The organism is Methylobacterium sp. D53M (genome assembly GCF_053345625.1).
The window spans coordinates 62,309-81,366 of sequence record NZ_JBKFAL010000004.1 but is presented as its reverse complement, the minus strand read 5'-3'; the positions used below and the strand labels follow the sequence as shown (position 1 = coordinate 81,366).

General features: G+C 72.8%; 17 protein-coding genes. 9 read left to right on the top strand and 8 right to left on the bottom strand.

All coding sequences use genetic code 11. From position 1 onward, the window contains the following. Nucleotides 1–2 precede the first annotated feature (2 nt). From ACLBYG_RS09485 to ACLBYG_RS09470, 4 genes are all read right to left on the bottom strand, one after another. Nucleotides 3–776, bottom strand: coding sequence for an ABC transporter permease subunit (locus ACLBYG_RS09485; RefSeq protein WP_447681313.1), 774 nt, complete (start codon nt 774–776; stop codon nt 3–5). Beyond that, nucleotides 773–1,663 (bottom strand): ABC transporter permease, encoded by an 891-nt coding sequence (locus ACLBYG_RS09480; RefSeq protein ID WP_447681448.1) that lies wholly within the window; start codon nt 1,661–1,663, stop codon nt 773–775. Before ACLBYG_RS09480 ends, ACLBYG_RS09485 begins: the two co-directional genes overlap by 4 nt. A 77-nt stretch (nt 1,664–1,740) precedes the next feature. Beyond that, nucleotides 1,741–2,799, bottom strand: coding sequence for an ABC transporter ATP-binding protein (locus ACLBYG_RS09475; protein WP_447681312.1), 1,059 nt, complete (start codon nt 2,797–2,799; stop codon nt 1,741–1,743). A gap of 4 nt (nt 2,800–2,803) precedes the next feature. Then, a complete protein-coding gene (locus tag ACLBYG_RS09470) occupies nt 2,804–3,490 on the bottom strand; it encodes a Crp/Fnr family transcriptional regulator (RefSeq protein WP_026604752.1) in 687 nt (228 codons plus the stop codon). 244 nt (nt 3,491–3,734) lie between these two features. On the opposite strand from ACLBYG_RS09470, the gene ACLBYG_RS09465 reads away from it, so the two are divergent. Then, nucleotides 3,735–4,637 (top strand): UDP-3-O-acyl N-acetylglycosamine deacetylase, encoded by a 903-nt coding sequence (locus ACLBYG_RS09465; protein WP_447681311.1) that lies wholly within the window; start codon nt 3,735–3,737, stop codon nt 4,635–4,637. A gap of 9 nt (nt 4,638–4,646) precedes the next feature. On the opposite strand, the gene ACLBYG_RS09460 is transcribed toward ACLBYG_RS09465, so the two are convergent. Further along, on the bottom strand, nt 4,647–5,711 hold the full coding sequence (locus tag ACLBYG_RS09460; protein ID WP_447681310.1) for an HD-GYP domain-containing protein: 1,065 nt from the start codon (nt 5,709–5,711) through the stop codon (nt 4,647–4,649). Nucleotides 5,712–5,976: 265 nt separating this feature from the next. Between ACLBYG_RS09460 and ACLBYG_RS09455 the strand changes: the two genes are divergently transcribed. Further along, nucleotides 5,977–7,842 carry an ABC-F family ATP-binding cassette domain-containing protein gene (locus ACLBYG_RS09455; RefSeq protein WP_447681309.1) on the top strand — a complete coding sequence of 622 codons (1,866 nt, stop codon included), beginning with the start codon at nt 5,977–5,979 and terminating at the stop codon, nt 7,840–7,842. A 69-nt stretch (nt 7,843–7,911) separates the two neighbouring features. Here ACLBYG_RS09455 and ACLBYG_RS09450 read toward each other — a convergent pair whose 3' ends face one another. Continuing rightward, nucleotides 7,912–9,216: an aspartate aminotransferase family protein gene (locus ACLBYG_RS09450; RefSeq protein ID WP_447681308.1), complete on the bottom strand. Its 1,305-nt coding sequence runs from the start codon at nt 9,214–9,216 to the stop codon at nt 7,912–7,914. Between the two features lie 92 nt (nt 9,217–9,308). Here ACLBYG_RS09450 and ACLBYG_RS09445 point away from each other — a divergent pair, with 92 nt between their 5' ends. Continuing rightward, the gene (locus ACLBYG_RS09445; protein WP_447681307.1) at nt 9,309–10,163 is read left to right on the top strand and encodes a LysR substrate-binding domain-containing protein; all 855 of its coding nucleotides are present in this window, start codon (nt 9,309–9,311) and stop codon (nt 10,161–10,163) included. A gap of 91 nt (nt 10,164–10,254) precedes the next feature. Here the strand turns inward: ACLBYG_RS09445 and ACLBYG_RS09440 are convergent, their stop codons facing one another. Beyond that, nucleotides 10,255–10,920 (bottom strand): hypothetical protein, encoded by a 666-nt coding sequence (locus tag ACLBYG_RS09440; protein ID WP_447681306.1) that lies wholly within the window; start codon nt 10,918–10,920, stop codon nt 10,255–10,257. Nucleotides 10,921–11,646: 726 nt separating this feature from the next. Between ACLBYG_RS09440 and ACLBYG_RS09435 the strand changes: the two genes are divergently transcribed. From ACLBYG_RS09435 to ACLBYG_RS09410, 6 genes are all read left to right on the top strand, one after another. Further along, entirely contained in the window at nt 11,647–12,711 is a 1,065-nt protein-coding gene (locus ACLBYG_RS09435; RefSeq protein WP_020091925.1) for a WcbI family polysaccharide biosynthesis putative acetyltransferase, read from the top strand. Nucleotides 12,712–12,791: 80 nt separating this feature from the next. Further along, the gene (locus tag ACLBYG_RS09430; protein ID WP_447681305.1) at nt 12,792–13,820 is read left to right on the top strand and encodes an alpha/beta fold hydrolase; all 1,029 of its coding nucleotides are present in this window, start codon (nt 12,792–12,794) and stop codon (nt 13,818–13,820) included. A 185-nt stretch (nt 13,821–14,005) separates the two neighbouring features. Further along, nucleotides 14,006–14,443, top strand: coding sequence for a GlcG/HbpS family heme-binding protein (locus ACLBYG_RS09425; protein ID WP_056528495.1), 438 nt, complete (start codon nt 14,006–14,008; stop codon nt 14,441–14,443). Between the two features lie 2 nt (nt 14,444–14,445). Continuing rightward, a complete protein-coding gene (locus tag ACLBYG_RS09420; RefSeq protein ID WP_447681304.1) occupies nt 14,446–16,032 on the top strand; it encodes a peptide ABC transporter substrate-binding protein in 1,587 nt (528 codons plus the stop codon). Next, nucleotides 16,029–16,952 (top strand): ABC transporter permease, encoded by a 924-nt coding sequence (locus tag ACLBYG_RS09415; protein ID WP_042669623.1) that lies wholly within the window; start codon nt 16,029–16,031, stop codon nt 16,950–16,952. The genes ACLBYG_RS09420 and ACLBYG_RS09415 overlap by 4 nt, the downstream gene beginning before the upstream one ends. After that, a complete protein-coding gene (locus tag ACLBYG_RS09410) occupies nt 16,949–18,046 on the top strand; it encodes an ABC transporter permease (RefSeq protein ID WP_447681303.1) in 1,098 nt (365 codons plus the stop codon). The genes ACLBYG_RS09415 and ACLBYG_RS09410 overlap by 4 nt, the downstream gene beginning before the upstream one ends. A 26-nt stretch (nt 18,047–18,072) precedes the next feature. On the opposite strand, the gene ACLBYG_RS09405 is transcribed toward ACLBYG_RS09410, so the two are convergent. After that, nucleotides 18,073–19,029 (bottom strand): D-2-hydroxyacid dehydrogenase family protein, encoded by a 957-nt coding sequence (locus ACLBYG_RS09405; RefSeq protein ID WP_207904120.1) that lies wholly within the window; start codon nt 19,027–19,029, stop codon nt 18,073–18,075. Nucleotides 19,030–19,058: the final 29 nt, after the last annotated feature.

Genomic DNA, 19,058 nt, shown 5'->3' with positions numbered 1-19,058 from the left:
GCTCAGCCCTGTCCGCGGCGGGCGGTCAGCCAGGACGCCAGCAGCACCGCGACGCTCACCAACCCGACGAGGAGGGTCGAGGCCGCGTTGATCTCCGGATTCACGCCGAGCCGGACCTGGCTGTAGAGCCGCATCGGCAGGGTGGTGGAGCCCGGGCCGGAGACGAAGCTCGCGATCACCAGGTCGTCGAGCGACAGGGTGAAGGCGAGGAGCGCGCCGGCCGCGAGGGCGGGCGCGAGCAGCGGCAGCGTCACGGTCATCAGCACGCGCGCCGGCGCCGCCCCGAGGTCGGCCGCGGCCTCCTCGAGGGACCGGTCGAGGCCGCGCAGGCGCGCGCCGACCACCACCGCCACGAACCCGGTGCAGAAGGTCGTGTGCGCGATGACGATCGTCAGGAGGCCGCGGTCCAGCCCGATCCCGATGAACATGAGCAGGAGCGACAGCCCGATCATCACCTCCGGCATCACGATCGGCCCGAAGACGAGACCCGTGAACAGGGCGCGACCGCGGAAGCGGCCCTGCCGCTCCAGGGCGAGCGCGGCCAGCGTCCCCAGGATCGTGGCGAGCAGGCTCGCGAGGAAAGCGACCTTCAGGGAGACCCAGGCGGCCGACAGGAGCGGCGCGTCGGCGAGCAGGGCGCCGTACCAGCGGGTCGAGAACCCGCCCCAGACCGTCACCATCGGCGAGGCGTTGAACGAGTACACGATCAGCACCGCGATCGGCCCGTAGAGGAAGCCCAGGCCGGCCATCAGGGCGGTGCGGGTCACCCAGCTCACGGCGCCTCGCCCTCGCCCGCGCGCAGGCTGTCCCGGAACAGCACCACCGGTCCGATGACGATGGCGAGGATCAGCACGGCGACCGCCGCGGCCAGCGGCCAGTCGCGGTTCGAGAAGAACTCGCTCCAGAGCACCCGGCCGAGCATCAGCGTCTCCGACCCGCCGAGCAGGTCGGGGATCACGAACTCGCCGACCATCGGGATGAAGCAGAGCCCCGCGCCGGCCGCGATCCCGGGCAGGCTGAGCGGCACGGTCACGGTCCAGAACACCCGGGTCGGCGAGGCGCCGAGATCCGCCGCGGCCTCGCGCAGGGTCGGGTCGAGGCGGTTCATCACCGCGTAGAGCGGCAGCACCATGAAGGGCAGGTAGGCGTAGACGAGACCGACGATCACCGCCGCGTCGGTGTTGAGGATCGTCAGCGGCGCGTCGATCAGGCCGAGCCGGCGCAGGGCGAGGTTGAGCAGGCCCTCGGGCTTCAGGATCGCGATCCAGGCGTAGATGCGGATCAGGAAGCTCGTCCAGAACGGCACGATCACCAGCGCCACGAGGAGCGGCTGCCAGCGGGACGGCGCCCGCGCCAGGGCGTAGGCGAGCGGCGTCCCGAGGGCGACGAGGATCAGGCTGGCGACGCCCGCGTAGGTCAGGGAGCCCAGGGCGGCGTCGCGGTAGAGGGGGTCGGCGGCGAGCGTAAGGTAATTGTCGAAGTTCAGGGCCTCGAGGAAGGCCGACCAGCCGTCGAGCCCGCCGCGCCAGTCGAGCAGCGGCAGGTAGGGCGGGATCGCCGTCGCCGGCTCCGAGAGGCTGATCTTCAGGGTGATGACGAAGGGCAGCAGGAAGAACGCCGCCAGCCACAGGAAGGGCGGCAGGCGCGCCAAGCGGTCGAACATCCGGCCGCGCTTGCGGGCGCGCGCGGACCCGGCCTCCGTTCGCCCGGTCGCGCGGTCGGCCTCCGCTCCGGCGGCCCTCATGCCGGCAGGATCACGGCGATGTCGGCGGGGAAGCTGGCCCGTGCGTCCGAGCCCGGCGCCGCGGTGGCCTCCGCGGGCCGCCCGCTCGCCCGCAGCGTGGCGCCGTCGGGCAGGCGCAGCGTCCGGCGCACCCGGTCGCCCAGGAACACGGCGTCGGCGACGACCACCGGCAGCCCTTCCGCGCCCAGCACCACGTCCTCGGGCCGCACCGCCACCACGACCGCGGCCCCTTCCGCGAGCGCGGCCTCCGCGACGCCCCGCACGGGACCGTGGGCGGTCTCGACCGTGCGGACCGTGTCGGCGCCTCCGGCGCCGATGCGACCGGGGATGAGGTTCACGTCGCCGAGCAGGCCGGCGACGAAGCGGCTCGCCGGGCGCCGGTAGAGATCGGCCGGCGGCCCGACCTGGATCAGGCGGCCCGCTTCCATGACGCCGATCCGGTCGGCGAGCATCATCGCCTCCTCGGGATCGTGCGTGACGACGACGAAGGCGGTGCCGAGGCGGCGCTGGACCGCGCGCAGCTCGCCCTGGGTCTCCTCGCGCAGGCCGCGGTCGAGCGCGCCGAGCGGCTCGTCGAGCAGCAGCAGCTTCGGCTCCCGGGCGAGCGCCCGGGCCAGGGCGACCCGCTGCCGCTGGCCGCCCGAGAGCGTCTCCGGGCGACGGTCGCCGAACCCGTCCAGGCGCACGAGCTTGAGCAGTTCCGACACGCGCTCCGCCGAGGCGGAACGGCCGAGGCCCTTCAGTCCGTATCCGATATTACCGGCCACGCTCATGTGCGGGAACAGGGCGTAGGACTGGAACATCATGTTGACCGGCCGCCGATGGGGCGGCAGCGCGGTCAGGTCCTGCGCGCCCAGCAGGATCCGTCCCGAGGTCGGGCTCTCGAAGCCCGCGATCATGCGCAGGAGTGTGCTCTTGCCGCATCCGGACGGGCCGAGCAGGCAGAAGAACTCCCCCGCCTCGAGGTCGAGGGCCACGGCGTCGACGGCCCGATGCGTGCCGAAGCGCTTGGTCAGCTCCTCCAGCCGCAGGCGCGGCGCAGGCCCCTCGGACAACGGATCAGGAATCCTCGCGCAGCGCCTCGGCCACGCGCGCTTCCAGGAGGTCCGGCCGGCGCAGGACCAGGGCGCCGCGGGTGCGGTCGACCAGTCCCTCCGCCGCCATCGCGGTGAACTCCCGGGTCACCTGCTCGCGGCGGCAGCCGATCCGCGCGGCGAGGACGTGGTGGTAGGGCGGCGGCGAGACCACCCGCTCGCCCGCCGTGCCGGCCCGGGGCACGGAGAGGCGGAGCAGCTCGGCGTAGAGCCGGTGCTTCAGGTCGAGCAGGGCGTGCTCCATGAGCCGCGTGTTCAGCTCGCGCACGCGCTTGGCCAGGAGCCGGAACAGCCGGTCGGCGATCGCCTCGGAGGCGAACACGATCTGCCGGAAGACCGGCGCCGGCACCACGCAGACCTCGCCGCGGGTCAGCGCCGTGACGTTGGCCGAGCGGCCGATCCCGTCGATGGCGGCGAGCTCGCCGAAGAAGGCCCCGCCCCGCATCTCGCCCAGGATGACTTCCTTGCCGGACTGGGTCCGGTTCAGGATGCGGACCTCGCCGGAGGCGATGAAGTACACGTCGGTGGAGATATCGTCGAAGTCGACGAGGACCTCGTTCTCGTCGAAGCGGCGCCAGTGGCAGCGGGGCTCGTAGGGACTGAGCTCGATGCCGGGATCCTTGAAGAAAGGTATTGTCCCCAACCGCGCCATCGATCGTGTTCCCTCAACTCCGGCCTCCGTCCCTGCCCTGACGGGGGCCGGCCAGCAGATCTGGGGACGGGAGCAGCCCGCACAGTGAAGCCGCGCCCCGCCGGGGCGGTGCTGGATCGATCGGGCGCCGCAATCGTGACGGTCGCGGGCGGGGCGGTCAAGCCGCGTCCCGATGAACAGGAGTTTATTAGCGTGGATCAGGTATCAGGGCTAAATTCCTGGCCCGCCGAGGCGGGCAGTATCGATGCATCAAGACGTACCTTTCCCGCGCTCGACATCCTCCACCGGTCCCCGCCAGCAGGCGACACTTGCGCGCCCCTTCGAGCGTTCGGGCCGCAGCCTCCATTCCGGGCGGCACGCCACGGTCCGCGTCAGCCCCGCCCCGGCCGGCCACGGCATCGTCTTCCGCCGCCACCTGAAGGACGGACGGGCGGTCGACGTGCCCGCCCACTGGCACTACCGGGAATCGCAGCCGCTCTCCTCGGCGCTGCGACGCGACGGCGTCCTCGTGCGCACGATCGAGCACCTGATGGCCTCGCTCAGCGCGCTGCGGATCGACAACGTACTGGCCGAGATCGACGCCGACGAGTTGCCGATCTTCGACGGGAGCGCGACGCCCTGGTGTGAGGCGATACGGACCGCGGGTCGGCGCGAGCAGAGCCTGCCCTGCCGGGTGATCCGCCTGCTGCGCACGGTGGCGGTCGAGAACGGGCGGCGCCGCCTCGAGATCGAGCCGGGCCCGGGCCTGCACATCACCGGCCACGTCGCGCTGGCGCATTTCGGATCGATCGACTGGTCGGGCGCGATCACGCCGGAATCCTTCGAGCGGGAGATCGCGCCGGCGCGCAGCTTCGGGCGCTACGCGCGGGCCATGGCGGGCCGCGCCTACGGCTACCTGATGCGGAACGACTTCCTGCAGGGCGTCTCACCCCGCTCGGCAGCGCTGCTGGTGCGCGGGCACGTGCTGGGCGGGATGCGCGTCCCCGGCGAGCCGGTTCGCCACCGCATCCTCGACCTCGTCGGCGACCTCGCGCTGGCGGGCCACCCGGTCGAGGGCCGGATCTCGGCGTTCCACACGGGGCACGAGCTGAACCATGCCCTCGTCACCGCCCTGATGCGGGACGGCAAGGCCTGGGAACTCGTCTGAGGGTCGGGTTCAGGCGGAGGCGCGGCGGGGCGTCTCGCAGGCGACCGCGACCGCTCCGAAGGCGCGGACGAGGTCGGCATCGAGCTTCGCCCTCATCGATTCGAGGATGGCGTAGGCCTCGCGCGGGGCCTTCGGCGCCTTGTAGGGGCGCGCCTCGATCAGCGCGGCGAAGATGTCGGCGATGGTGATCAGGCGGACGAGGTCGGGGATCTGCTGCCCGCGCAGCCCGTCCGGATAGCCCGACCCGTCGAGATACTCGTGGTGCGAGCGGACCACCGACAGGGTCAGCGCGTCGTAGTCGCCCGTGAGCAGCATCTCGTGTCCGAGCGCCGGGTGGCGAGCCATCTCGGCGCGCTCCGTCGGCGTCAGCGGCGCGGGCTTGTTCAGGATCGCGAGGGGGATCTTGGCCTTCCCGATGTCGTGGAGTAGCGCGCCTTTGACGAGGTAGCGGGAATCCGCCTCGTTGAGCCCCAGGACGCGCGCGAACTCGGCCGCGATCCCGGCCACGCTCAGGCAGTGGCGGTGCGTGACGTCGTCGAAGCTCGCTACGACCCTGAGCCATTCGGACACCTTGGCCTCGCGGATCGCCTGGTTGACCAAGTCGGCGCCGTTCTCGACCAGCGCGGCCGGGGGCGCCTGATCGGCGCGGAACAGGCTGACGAAGGCCGAGCGGGCCTCGTTCACCTGCTCCTGCCAGTTGCCGGTCTGCGGCGGGGCCTTGGCGGTGCCGATCAGGGTCGCGACCGCGTTCAGCAGCATGGCGCTGACCGCGGCGGCCGGCATCGCGCGGGTCGCGCCGAGGGCGGTGGCCTGGATCTCGCCGCGGCCGAGGTTGCCGTGGATCAGGGCCAGGAACGGGATGCCGGGCCCGCGCGCGGTGAACAGCGCCTGGCGCAGCCGGCGCACGGATTCGGAGGTCAGCGCGCTGACGTCGCTGATGATCAGCCCCGCCCCCCGCGGCGGGACGGCGTCGCCGTAGAGGTCGTGCAGCACAACGGGCGTGACGCCGCCGAGATTGCGCGCGAGCCTCTCGGCGCGCTCGACATCGTCGGTCAGGATCAGGGTCTGGCCCAAGATTCCCCCCTGTGGCTCGCCCCCGCCCGGGCGCTTTTCCGGCTCGCGTGCCGACGTTCTAGAGCCGATGAACGCACTATCAGCGTCTATTTGCGCAGCACTCGCCACAGGTTTGACGGCATTCCGTTAAAAATCCGACAGCCGAAGCTGATGTTTCAAGCTTAAAATAGGCGTCGCGTTGTGTCGGGGGGCGACACGGGGACGCCGACCTGCCCGCGCGACGGCGGCGCTTGCCTCGCGGCGTCCGGACCTCCAGAACGCCGGCATGCTGCGCGTCAACGACCTCACCTACCGCATCGGCGACCGTCTGATTCTCGATTCCGCGAGCTTCACGATCCCGGAAGGCGCCCGCGTCGGGCTGGTCGGGCGCAACGGGGCCGGCAAGACCACCCTGTTCAAGGCCATTCTCGGCGACCTCCCGGTCGACGCGAAGTCGGTGGCGCTGCCCAAGGGCATGCGAATCGGCGCCGTCGCCCAGGAGGCGCCGGCAGGACCGGAGACGCTGCACGCGGTCGTGCTCGCCGCCGACACGGAGCGCGCCCGCCTGATGGCGGAGGCCGAGCACGCGGACGGTCTGCGCCGGGCCGAGATCGAGACGCGGCTCGTGGATATCGGCGCCCACTCGGCGCCGGCCCGGGCCGCCGCGATCCTGCACGGGCTGGGCTTCGACGCGGCGGCCCAGGCGCGGCCCTGCGCGGACTTCTCCGGCGGCTGGCGGATGCGCGTGGCGCTCGCCGCCGTCCTGTTCTCGGAGCCGGACCTGCTGCTCCTCGACGAGCCGACCAACTACCTCGACATCGAGGGCACGCTCTGGCTGTACGATTACCTGGAACGCTACCCGCGCACCGCGATCATCATCAGCCACGACCGCGACCTGCTCGACACCAGCGTCGACCACATCCTGCACCTCGACCGCGGCAAGCTGGCGATCTACCGCGGCGGCTACACCAGCTTCGCCAAGCAGCTCTCGGAGAAGCGCGTTCTCCAGGCCAAGGCGAAGGCCAAGCAGGATGCCGAGCGCGCGCACCTGCAGAGCTTCATCGACCGCTTCAAGGCCAAGGCCACCAAGGCGCGGCAGGCCCAGTCGCGGATGAAGCGGCTCGCCAAGATGGAGCCGATCGCCGCGCTCCTCGAGGACGACGTGCCGGTGATCCACCTGCCGAGCCCGGAGAAGCCGCTGTCGCCGCCGATCGTCGCCATGGAGCGCGTCAAGGCCGGCTACGGGGAGCGGATCGTCCTGACCGGCCTCGACCTCAGCCTCGCGCCGGACGACCGGGTCGCGCTGCTGGGCGCGAACGGCAACGGCAAGTCGACCTTCTGCAAGCTGATCGGCGGCCGGCTCGGGCCGGTCGCCGGTGAGGTGAAGCGCTCCTCCAAGATGGAGGTCGCCTACTTCGCCCAGCACCAGCTCGACGAGCTGCGCCCCGCCGAGAGCGCCTACGCGCATGTCCGGACCCTGATGCCGGATGTCCCCGAGGCGAAGGTCCGCAGCGCGACGGCGCGGCTCGGATTCGGCGCCAACAAGGCCGACACGCCGGTCGAGAAGCTGTCGGGCGGCGAGAAGGCGCGCCTGCTCATGGGGCTCGCCGCCTTCCACGGCCCGCACCTCCTGATCCTCGACGAGCCGACCAACCACCTCGACATCGAGAGCCGGCAGGCCCTCGTGGAGGCGATCAACGACTACGAGGGCGCCGTCATCCTCGTCTCGCACGACCGGTTCCTCGTCGAGGCCTGCGCCGACCGGCTCTGGCTGGTCGCGGACGGCACGGTGAAGACTTTCGACGGCGACATGGACGATTACCGGCGCTTCGTCCTGTCGGGGCCCGAGCGGGAGTCGGAGCGCGAGTCCGAGCCGTCCGGCGGCCAGAAGGCCGAGGCGCGCCGCGCCGGCGTCGAGCGCCGCGCGGCCCTGGCGCCCCTGCGCAAGCGGCTGGAGGCCATCGAGGCGCGGATGGCCAAGCTGACCGCGGCAATCCAGAAGATCGACGCGGCCCTGGAGGACGGGTCCGCGTTCCGGGAAAACGCCGCCAAGGCCGGCGAGATCGCCAAGATGCGGTCGGACGCCGCGACCGCGCTCGCCGCCGCCGAGGAGGAGTGGCTGACGGTCAGCACCGAGATCGAGGCGGCGTGACGCGGCGGCCCGCGCGACTCGGCCGAGCGCGCGGGCCGGCCGGCGCGGGCGACCGGCGCGGCGGCCGCCTCAGACCGCACCTTCGATCGCCCGCTCCAGGATGTTGACGCCGAGGTCGATCTCCGCGTCGGTGGCGGTCAGCGGCGGGGCGATGCGGAACACGCCGCCCATGCCGGGCAGCTGCACGATGTTCATGCTCAGCCCGAGTTCGAGGCAGCGCCGCGTGATCGCGTCGCCGAGTTCCGGGGCCGGCACCTTCGTGTCCCGGTCGGCCACGATCTCCATGCCCTGCAGGAGGCCGCGCCCGCGCACGTTGCCGATGCAGGCGAAGCGCTGCTGCAGCGCCCGCAGCCGCGCCGCGAGCCGCGCGCCGGCCGCCTCGGCCCGGCCGACCAAGCCGTCGCGCCGGACGATCTCCAGCACCTTGAGGCCGACCGCGGCGGGAAGCGGGTCGGAGACGTGCGTGGTGTAGAACAGGAAGCCGCGGGCGTGGCAGAGATCCTCGATCTCCGGCGTGGTCAGGACCGCCGCGAGGGGCAGGCCGGCGCCCAGGGTCTTCGACAGGGTCAGGATGTCGGGCACCACCCCGTCGCGCTCGCAGGCGAACATCAGGCCGGTGCGGCCGATGCCGGTCTGGGCCTCGTCGAGGATCAGCAGCATGCCCCGCTCGGTGCACTTGCGCTTGAGCGCCGCGAGGTAGCCGGGCGGGAGTTCGAGGATGCCGCCGGAGCTGAGGATCGGCTCCGCCAGGAAGGCGGCGAGATTGCCGGTCGACTGCCGATCCACCAGCGCGAAGGCGTAGTCGAGCTCGGTCTGCCAGTCGGCGGCCCCGTCCCGCGCGAAGGTCGGGCGGTAGGCGTTCGGGGCGGGAATCGCGAAGGATCCGACCGGGGCCGGGCCGTAGCCCTTGCGGCCGGCGCTGTAGGTGGCCGAAGCGGCCCCCGCCGTCATGCCGTGCCACGACTGCGCGAAGCTGACGATCTCCCAGCCGCCTGTGGCGAGCTTGGCCATGCGCAGGGCGGCCTCGTTGGCCTCGGCGCCGGTGGTCAGGAGAAGCGCGCGCTCCAGCCCGCCGGGGGCGAGGCCGGCCAGCGCGGTCGCGAGGTCGACCACCGGCCGGCTCAGCATGCCGCTGAACAGGTGGTCCAGGCGCCCGACGTGGTCGGCGACGACGGCGGCGATCTCGGGATGCCCGTGACCCAGGATCGCGCTCATCTGGCCGGAGGTGAAGTCGAGGATCTTCCGGCCGTCCGCGTCGTAGACGAAGCTGCCCTCCGCCCGCTCGATGATGACCGGCGCGAAGGCGCCGCCGTAGCGCACGAGGTGCCGGCGCACGCGCGTCCAGAAGTCGGGGTCGTCGTTCCGCGTCGTCATCGATCCGGGTCCCGTGGCAGGCCCCGCCATGCTAGGACCGCCCGCAACCCCAGAGAAGCTTATAGTTCTGAACCGAGGGTTCAGCGATCCTGATGGCCCAGAGCCTCGACATCGACCTCCTGCGCAGCTTCGCCACGGTGGCGGAGACGGGCGCGCTGAGCCGGGCCGCGGAGCGGGTCGGGCGCAGCCAGGCCGCCCTCAGCATGCAGATGAAGCGACTGGAGGATCTGGTCGCGCAGCCGCTGCTGCGCCGGACCGGGCGCGGGGTGGTGCTCACGGTGCAGGGCGAGCGGCTCCTCGTCCACGCGCGCCGGATCCTGGCCTCGCACGACGACGCGGTGGCGGAACTGTCCGGCGGCCGCCTCAACGGCACGCTCAGGTTCGGCTGCCCGGACGATTACGCGCAGGCCTTCCTCCCCACTCTGCTGCGCGGCTTCGCGCACCTGCATCCCGACGCGGCGATCGAGGTGGTCTGCGGCGCGACGCCCCGTCTGGAGGAGCGGCTCGCCCGCGGCGGGCTCGATCTGGCCCTCGTCTCGGTCCCGCTGGCGGCCGGGCGGGAAATCCTGCGGCGCGAGGACCTCGTCTGGGTGGCGCCGCGCGGCGCCGAAGCGCCGTGGCCCGACCCGTTGCCGCTCGCGCTCGGCGACCCCGACACGCTGGACCACCGGGCGGCGCGGGCCGCGCTCGACGCCGGCGGGCGCGCGTACCGGATCGCCTACGCGAGCGGCAGCCTGTCCGGACTGCTGGCGGTGGCGCGCTCCGCCCAGGCGGTCGCGGTCCTCACCCGGGCCGCGGTCCCGCCCGACCTGCGCATCCTGAGCCGCGGCAGCGGCCTGCCCGCGCTGCCGCGGATCGGCCTGACGATCCGCCTGGACGAGGCGCACGCCGCGCCGCTGACCCGCGCCTTCGCCGCCCACCTGCGCGCGGTGCTGCCGACGCTCTGATCGGGCGGTCCCGCCGGGCTCCCGTTCGTCCGGGCGGGGTAGCCCTGGTCCGGTCGCGATCGCGGCCACCCCGAGCCGGTCGGGCCTGTCGCTAGCCCGCCTCGGACGGCTTCCGCCAGACGACGACGATCTCGTCGTTGTCGACGTTGATCCAGTTGATGTGGGTGCGCGGATGGGCTTGGCGGATTGTCTCGAAATGCGCGCTGTTGCAGAGCAGGTAGATGTCGCTCCCCGTGTCGTCCAAACCGGCCTCCGCCTCGTGCAGGACGGAGCGGAGGCTCGGTCCCGGCAATTGCACGGCCCGGAACCGCCGGCCGGGCACGTCCGGAAAGGCCAGGCTCCAGGCCGCCGTGACCCGCGGGCTGTCGTACGCCACGACCGTGTCGGCGCCGACGAGCCGGGACGGGCTGTGATCCAACCGGACATCCTCGCTCCAGTTGCGATTGGCGGCGCCGATCGTCTTCGTCGTCTCCGGCGATACGACCGGGGTCGTCGCCGTGGCCGTCGCCATCGCGGCGGCAGCGACCTGCGTACCCCGCCGGTCGGTCACGTCGAGCGCGGCGTCGATCACCTGGATGCGGTTCTCGACGAGCGCGAAGACGGCCCCGGCCGCCTCCGGCGTGAGCGTGTAGATCGACCGCGGATCCGGCGCCGCGACGGGATTCACGTCGCGCGCCGGGGTAAGCACGGTCGCCTCGCCGGGCGGCGCCTTCTGTGCGGCCGCCGCGATCGCGGCCATCGGAGGTACGTAATCCATCGCGCAGTCTCCAGCTTTCGACCCGATGCGGAACCCGGCCTCCGACCCGCGCAGCGCCGTCGCCCGCGCAACGACCGGTTGCCGACGGCCATGCGGGCGTGGATCGACGACCGTCGCGGCGATGCGGAGGGGCGCCACCGCGGGCATGCCGCGGCTGCGCCGTCCGAGCGGCTCGGACCGTGGCCCGTTGTCCAGGCAGGTTGGTCGGAAGCGCCCCGCGCCCGTCGGAGCAGCCGCTGACGCGGAGTCACGGCGAGAGAGGGGATCCACCTCGGTCATCAGGGGGGCCTGCCGGTCCTCATGACCGCGAGCGCCCAGTCCGCGAGCTTCATGCTTCGTTGAATCGGATTTGTATCCAACGACTTGACTCTGTCAATGGCGCGCAAGTTGAATCGTCTCCGTGACAGACTTTCTTGGACTTTATATCGTGGCGACATCGTAGGAATTCGGCGGTCCGCTGTACGCGTTGCTTCCGCTCTTTTCAGAGATGGCGGGCGGTGCTCCGAATAATCGGAGATCCCCGAGCGCGTGCTTTCGAGCCCGGGCGATCCACAGGCGGCGCGCGTCGCCGTGAGCTGCGGTTCCGCCGCGCGGGTCGCGCAGTCCGTCCGACGGTCGGCACCGCGAGGGGGCTCCTCCCGATGGGCGCGATCGGCGGTCCCGGCCCGCGGGATCCGCACGGGTGCGGTGTTTGCCCGCGGCCCGCGGACATGCGAGAGAGGCCGGATGTTGACCGTCGATAGCCTCTGGCGCGCGCGGCACCGGCTCGCGCAGTTCGGGAAGAAGCGTACCGGATCGCCGCGCATCCTCGTGATCGGGGTCTGCCAGGCCGGATCCATCGCCAAGACGATGCGCTACCTGCTGCCGCACGCGCAGGTGGATTTCGTCTCGGCGTTCACGGCGTCCCGCCGGTTCCCGCGGCTCGCCGACCTGATGGCGCACGCGGACGGCTACGACCACGTCTTCACCAGCATCTACCTGCCCAAGTTCAAGGGCGGCGGCTCGATCGACACGCTGCGGACGCACCCGAAGGTCCGGCTGATCCCGACCATCGTGTTCAGCGCCTACCATCCCGACCTCGTCCACGTGGGCGTTCAGGATCACGTCACGCTGAACGGCCTGATCTCGGGTCCGATGGGGCACTCGCACTCGGCGATCACGCTGTTCGCCTACCTGTCGGGCTTCTCGCAGGCGCAGGCGCTGCGGCTGTTCTCCGAGCCGGTCTTCGAGCGCCTCGGATACTTCAATCTCTGGGACGAGTCGGTCGCGTACCTGCGCGGCCTCGGCGTCCAGGCCGGGTACGATCTCGACACGCACCTCACGCGCTGGGCGCGTCGGGGCTGCTTCATGCACTCGATCAACCACACGAAGCTCTACGTGGTGGCCGACCTCGCCCGCGGCCTGCTGACCCGGGCCGGCGTGCCCTTCGAGGAATGCGACCTCGACGCGTTCCTCCCGGACGATCTCGGCGGCCAGGGCAGCTGGCCGGTCTATCCGGAGATCGCCCAGCATTACGGCGTGCCCGGCAGCGCCCTGTTCTTCAAGGCGGAGACGCGCCGGTCCGGCCCCGCGCGCACGATGAGCCGGCCCGAATTCGTCGCCGCCTCCTACGCGAACTACGACCGGCGCGAGCGGAAGCTCCTGATCTCGCAGCGCGTCCAGGGCTGGCTCAACGACGCGCCGACGGTGGATTTCCTGCGCGAGGCCGCGGGCCGGGGCGACGCGCCGGCGCGGCCGGCGAGCCGGGCCCCGGCGGTGAATGCCGGCAGCCTCGCCGGCCACGCCTCGTAGCGTCCGGACGGGCACTTCCCCGCGGGCCCGGCGTTGTCGGCCACGGCCCGCCGCCGCGGGAAGGACGTCGAGGTGTTCCGATGAGTTCCGTGTCCCGCCACCGCACCGGTCGCGCCGCGACCGCGGCGGCCCTGACGCTCGCCGGATCGGCGGCGGCGCTGGTCGGATGGAGCGCGCTGGCCGTGGACCGGCGGATGACCCTGCCGCCTGCCCTGCCGGGCCGCCACGAGCGGATCCGAACCCGCCGCGCCGGCGCGCTGTCGCTCTACGGCTCCGCTGAGGCCGAGGGCGTGCCGCTCCTGCTGATCCACTCGATCAACGCGGCGGCCAACGCCTATGAGGTCCGGCCGCTGTACCTGCGCTACCGCGGCACGCGCCCGGTCTACGCCCTGGAACTCCCGGGGTTCGGCTTCTCGGAGCGCTCGCGCCGCCGCTACACGCCGCGCCTGATGGTGGAGGCGATCCACGCGGCGGTCGACGAGATCCGGAGCCGGCACGGCGGCTGGACGATCGACGCCCTCGCCCTGTCGCTCTCGTGCTCGTTCCTGGCGCGGGCGAGCCTGGAGCGGTCCGACGCCTATCGCAGCCTCGCGCTGGTGAGCCCGACGGGGTTCGACGCCCGGCTCTCCGGGGAGGGTCCGCCGGACGGCCATCGCGGCCGCGACTGGCTGCTCCGCGTCCTCGACCGCCCTCCGCTCGGCCGGCCGCTCTTCGACGCGCTGGTCACGCGGCCGAGCATGCGGTTCTTCCTGGAGAAGACCTTCGGCTCCTCCGAGATCGACGAGGGTCTGCTCGCCTACGATCACGCCTCGGCTCACCAGCCCGGCGCCGAGCACGCCCCGTTCTGCTTCATCGCGGGCCACCTGTTCCCCACCGACGCGACCCGCCTCTACGAGCGCCTGCGCCTCCCGGTCTGGATGGTGCACGGGGAGCGCGGCGACTTCGTCGACTACCGGCTGGTGCCGCGGGTCGCCGACCGGCCGAACTGGCGCGTCGACACCCTGCCGACCGGCGCGTTCCCGCATTTCGAGCGGCCGGAGGCGGTGGCGGCCGGCTACGACGCGTTCCTGGCGAGCATCATCCGCCTGCCGGCCGCGCGACCGGCGTGATCCGTTAGCGGGCTCGCGGGACACCGGCGCGCAGGCGCTCGCAGGCCGGCGGGCCGAGCTCGCGCCGGTTGCAGACCGACGAGGTCGGGTGTCGGAGGACGAGGCGGCCCGCGTCGGTGGACCCGGCGCGCCCCCGTCCGTAAGGATGGCGGCGCCGCCCGGAGCGGCGTCCGTGTTGGAATCCGATGATCGACCTGACCCTCGAGGCCGCCCGCACCGTCGTCGACACCGCCCTGCGGGAGGCGCGCGCCCGCAACCTCAAGCCCCTCGCTGTCGTCGTCTACGATGCCCGCGGCGCGCTGAAGGCGGTCGCGGTCGAGGACGGCACGTCCCTGCGCCGGGCCGAGATCGCGAGCGGCAAGGCCAACGGGGCCCTGGCGCTGGGCCTCGGCTCCCGGGCGATCCACGCGCGGGCGGAGCAGCAGCCCTACTTCGTCGCCGCCGTGACGCACCTCGCCGGGCCTGACGCCCTCGTGCCGGTGCCGGGCGGCGTGCTGATCCGCTCCGGTGAGGGACGCCTTCTCGGCGCGGTCGGCATCTCCGGGGACACCTCCGACAACGACGAGATCTGCGCGGTGGCGGGAATCGCGGCGGCCGGCCTGAAGCCGGATACCGGCGCCTGACCGTGCGCCCGCGCCGGCGCGACTGGCTGGCCGGCGCGTTCGCCCTCGCGGCCGTGCGGCCCGCCCGCGCGGCCGACGCGCTCTACCGCCGCGGCAACGACGCCGATCCCGAGACGCTGGACCCGCACCGCTCGTCCACGGTCGCGGAGGCGCACATCCTGCGCGATCTCTGCGACGGGCTGCTCACCTACGACAACCGGGGCACGATCATCCCGGGCGCGGCGCGCGCCTGGTCGGTCTCCGAGGACGGGGTGAGCCTGCATTTCGACCTGCGCCCCGACGGCCGCTGGTCGAACGGCGAGCCGGTCACAGCGAACGACTTCGTCTACGCGTTCCGCCGAATGCTCGACCCGGCCACGGCGGCGAAATACGCCGAGATCCTGTTCCCGATCCGCAACGCCGCCGCCGTGAACCGCGGCGAGACGCCGGCCGACGCCCTCGGCGTCGCCGCCGAGGCGCCGCTCCGGCTCGCGATCACGCTTGAACAGCCGACGCCCTACATCCTGGAACTCCTGACCCACCAGACCGCGCTTCCGGTCCACCGCGCCTCGGTGGAGCGCTACGGCGACAGCTTCACTCGGCCGGGAAACCTCGTGACCAACGGACCCTACCGGCTCGCCGACCGCGTTCCGGGCGGCGTGATCACGCTGGAGGTCAACCCGCACCATCCGGACGCCGCGAGCCTCGCGATCCGGCGCGTCGCCTTCCTGCCGACGCCCGACATCGCCGCCGCGGTGCGCCGCTACGCCGCCGGGGAGATCGACTCCCTCTCCGACCTGCCCGTCGACCAGATCGCCGACCTGCGCCGCCGCTTCGGGCCGCAGGTGGTGCTCGGCCCCTCGCTGGGGCTCGCGGCGCTGGTGGTGAACACCCGCAAGGCGCCGTTCTCGGATCGGCGCGTCCGCCGGGCGCTGTCGCTCGTGATCGACCGCGAGTACCTCGCCGAGGGCCTCAACGGCGGCACCATGAGCCCGGCCTACTCCCTGTGCCCGCCCGGCCTCGACAATTACCGCACGCCCCCCGAGACCGAGGGCCGCCTCGGCCTGCCGATCGACCACGAGGCGGAGGCGCGCCGGCTGCTCGCGGAGGCAGGCTTCGGCCCGGACCGGCCACTCACGGTGGAGTACCGGTTCAATATCAGCGACAACAACCGCACCATCGCGGTGGCGCTCGGCGAGATGTGGCGCGACCTCGGGATCGTGACGCGCTACGTCTACACGGACGCGAAGACGCATTTCGCCTACCTGCGCGACGGCGGCGACTTCGACGTCGCCCGCTACAGCTGGATCGCCGACTATTCCGATCCGCAGAACTTCCTGTTCCTGCTTCAGAGCGGGAATGACGGCATGAACGCCGGCCACTGGTCGGACGCCGCCTACGACGCCCTGATGGCGCGGGCCGCCACCGAGCGCGACCTCACCCGCCGGGCCGGCCTGCTCTACGACGCCGAGACGATCGCCCTGCGCGAGCTGCCGTGGATCCCGCTGATGCACTACCGCTCCAAGGCGCTGATCGCGCCGCGGCTGCACGGCTACCACCCGAACCTGCGCAACGCCGCGCCGACCCGCTTCATGAGGCTCGACGCGTGATCCGCTTCATCCTGCGCCGCCTCCTCCAGGCGGTGCCGACGCTGCTCGCCGTGGTGACCGTCAGCTTCTTCCTGATGCGCCTCGCCCCGGGGGGCCCGTTCGACCTGGAGCGGCCGCTGGCGCCCGCCGCCATGGAGAACCTGCGCCGGGTCTACGGCCTCGACCGGCCTCTGATCGCGCAGTTCGGCAGCTACCTCGCGGCGCTGGCGCGGGGCGACCTCGGTCCGTCCTTCTCGTTCCGCGACCAGAGCGTCCTCGGCCTGATCGCGCGGGGCCTGCCGGTCTCGGCGACGCTGGGCGCCCTCGCCCTCGCCCTCGCCACCGCGCTCGGCGTCGGGATCGGGATCGCGGCGGCGCTCCGGCGCGGCGGGCTCGTCGACCGGCTGCTCGGCGTCGGGGCCGCCCTGACCCTCTCGCTGCCGAGCTTCGTCGTCGCGCCCCTGCTGCAGATCGCCTTCGGCCTGACCCTGCGCTGGCTGCCGCTCGGCGGCTGGAACGACGGTGCCCCGAGCCACCTCGTCCTGCCGGTGGTGACGCTGGCCCTGCCGCAGGTCGGCGCCCTGGCCCGCCTGACCCGGACCTCGCTGGCCGAGGCCCTGCGGACGCAGCCGGTCCGCACCATGCGCAGCCTCGGCCTGCCGCCGGCCCGCGTCACCCGGCACGCCCTGCGGGGGGCGCTGCTGCCGGTGGTCGCCTATCTCGGACCGCTGGCGGCGGCCCTGCTCACCGGCTCGGTGGTGGTGGAGACGATCTTCGGGCTTCCGGGGATCGGGCGGTACTTCGTCGAGGGCGCGCTCAACCGCGACTACACGCTGGTGATGGGCACGGTCCTGCTCGTCGCCGGGCTGGTGATCCTGCTCAACCTCGCCGCCGACCTCGCCTGCGCGTGGCTCGACCCGCGCCTCCGGGTGGCGGCGTGACGGCGGTTTCCACGGCGCCGGCCCGGCGCGCCGCCCTCCGGTTCGCGCGGGAGCGGACCGCCGTGGCGGCGCTCGCCGTGCTGGTCCTGATCGCCCTCGCCTGCCTGATCGGCCCGGGCCTCACCGGCCACGATCCTGAGCGCGCCTATCCGGACCTGCGCCAGCTCCCGGCCGGCCTCACCGCGCAGCCCGACGCCGCGCGTCTCCGGCCGGCGCTCGAGCGTCTGGCCTTCCGCATGCGCGCGCGGCTCGACGCGGTCGAGCGCGACGGCGACACGTTGCGGCTCACCCTCGGCTCCGACGCCGGCGTCGACCGGCGTAGCCTCGTCTACCTTCCGCGCTCGGCTCTGTTCGGGACCCCGACCGTCGCGGAAGAGCGGGACGGCGGCCGCGGGCTCGTCGTGGCGGTGCCGGTCCGACGCCTGCACTTCCCCCTCGGCACCGACATCCAGGGTCGCGACCTGCTGACCCGCTGCCTCGTCGCCGGCCGGATCTCGCTGGCGATCGGGCTCGCGGCCAGCCTCGTCGCCCTGCTCATCGGCGTCGCTTACGGGGCGATTGCGGGCTTCGTCGGGGGCGCCGTCGACGCCGTGATGATGCGCGCCGTCGACGTGCTCTACGCCCTCCCCTTCGTGTTCTTCGTGATCCTGCTGCTGGTCTTCTTCCGCCCGAGCCTGCTGCTCATGCTGGTGGCGATCGCCGCGGTGGAGTGGCTCGACATGGCCCGGGTGGTGCGCGCCGTGACCCTGTCGCTGCGCGAGCGCGACTTCGTCCGCGCCGCCCGGGCGCTCGGCCTCGGAACACCCCGGATCATCCTCCGGCACATCGTGCCGAACACCCTGGGCCCGGTGGCCGTGACCGCGACGCTGCTGGTGCCGCAGGTGATCCTGCTGGAGAGCTTCCTGTCGTTCCTCGGGCTCGGCGTGCAGGAGCCGCAGACCAGCTGGGGCGTCCTGATCGCCGAGGGCGCCCGCTCCATCGAGGCGGCGCCGCACCTGCTCGCGGCCCCGGCCGCGTTCCTGATCGCGACCCTGGTGGCGCTCAACCTGATCGGCGACGGCCTCGCGGACGCGCTGGACCCCCGCCGGGACTGAGTCCGGGGCCGGCAAGCTCCGCGACGTCAGCCCAGTTGCCGGATCGGGGCGCCGGCGAGCCAGGCCTCGATGTCCTCCACCGCCTGGGTGAAGAAGGTCCGGTAGTTGTTGCGCGACACGTAGCCGAGATGCGGCAGCGCCAGCACGTTCGGCAGGCGCCGGAACGGGCTGTCGGCCGGCAGCGGCTCGGTCTCGAACACGTCGAGGCCCGCGCCGGCGATCCAGCCCTCCTCCAGCGCCTGGACCAGGGCGGCCTGATCGATGATCGGCGCGCGCGAGGTGTTCACGAGAAACGCGTCGCGGCGCATGCGGCGCAGCTCGGCCGCGCCCAGGAGGCCGCGGGTCCGGTCGCCCAGCACGAGGTGGATCGTGACGACGTCGCTCGCCTCCAGCAGGGCTTCCTTCGAGGCCGCCCGCTCCACCCCGGCGGCTGCTGCGCGGCCATCGTCGAGGTTCGGGCTCCAGGCGATCACCCGCATGCCGAAGGCGCGCCCGATCTCGGCCACCCGCGTCCCGATCTTCCCCAGGCCCAGAACGCCGAGGGTCGCGCCGGCGAGGTCGGTCCCGATCGTGCTCTGCCAGGGGCCGCCCGCGCGCAGGGTCAGGCTCTCCGGCGCCACGTGTCGGGCCAGTCCGAGGATCAGCGCCCAGGTCAGCTCCGTCGGCGGCGTCGGGCTGGAATCGGTGCCGCAGACGACGACGTTGCGCGCGCGGGCCGCCGCGAGGTCGATGGCGAGGTTGCGCATGCCGCTGGTGACGAGGAGTTCCAGCCGCGGCAGCCTTTCCAGCAGAGCCGCCGGGAACGGCGTCCGCTCCCGCATGATCACGAGGATCTCGGCCTGCGCGATCCGCGCCACGAGGTCGTCCGGATTCGGGATGTGCTGGCTGATCGCGGAGACCGCGACGCGGTCGGAGAGGCGCGCCCAGTCCGCGAGCGCGAGGGCCGCCTGCTGGTAATCGTCAAGGATCAGGCCAGTGCGCATGGGGATGGGGTAGGCCTCGACGGGTGGAG